Here is an 872-nt window from a genome sequence, read left to right as displayed (position 1 = left end):
CCGGCGCCGTCCATGGTCAGTTCCTTGCGCAGGATGCCCGACACGTCCACGTCGATGTGTTCGCTCATGGTGCGCACGGTGCGCGGGTTGGCGCACAGCTTCACCACCGGAAGGATGGGGTTGCCGATGACGTTGCCCTGCCCGGTGGGGAACAGGTGCACCACGAAACCGGCGGCGGCGCACAGGGTCACCATTTCCGCGGCGGCGGAAGACGAATCCATGAACCACAGGCCGGGGCCGGTGGGGGCTTCGGCCTTGTCCAGGCAGCCCACCACGGGGGCCTTGCGGCCGATCTTCTGGATGTTGCCGAGCGCCTTTTCCTCGATGGTGGTCAGGCCGCCTTCGATGTTGCCCTTGGTGGGCTGGGAGTCGGAAAGGTCGCTGGTCTTGTGGTCGTCCACAAGCTTTGCGTAGCGGTCGAAGAAGAACTGGAACTGCTTGCGCACTTCGTCGTTGGCGCAGCGTTCCAGCACCAGGTGCTCGCCGCCGGTCAGTTCGGTGGTTTCACCGAACAGCAGCGTGCAGCCCTGCTCGTACAGCTTGTCGAAGGCGTTGCCCACGGTGGGGTTGGAGGCGATGCCCGACGTGGTGTCGGATTCGCCGCACTTGGTGGACACCCACAGATCGCTCACCGGGCATTCCACGCGCTGCAGCTCGGTGGCCCAGTGCATGAATTCCTTGGCCTTGCGCGAAGCGTTGCAGATGGTGTTGTGGTCGCCGTTCTGCTCGATGGAGAAGCCCGCCACCGGCTTGCCGGTCTTGGCGATGCCTTCCACGATGCGGTTGGTCCACTGCGGTTCGATGCCGATGACCACCACGGCGGCCACGTTGGGGTTGCTGCCCACGCCGATCAGGGTGCGGAAGTGCAGCTC

1 protein-coding gene is annotated in these 872 nt (G+C 65.0%); it reads right to left on the bottom strand.

The window, feature by feature from the left end:
• Positions 1 to 872 (bottom strand): UxaA family hydrolase (locus tag FVW27_RS17465; protein WP_167127641.1); only part of this gene is annotated, 872 nt, incomplete at both ends.

The organism is Nitratidesulfovibrio liaohensis, assembly GCF_011682075.1.
Taxonomy (GTDB): Bacteria; Desulfobacterota; Desulfovibrionia; order Desulfovibrionales; family Desulfovibrionaceae; genus Cupidesulfovibrio; species Cupidesulfovibrio liaohensis.
Note: the sequence above shows the minus strand (reverse complement) of the source record. Positions and strands in the feature narration are given on the sequence as shown.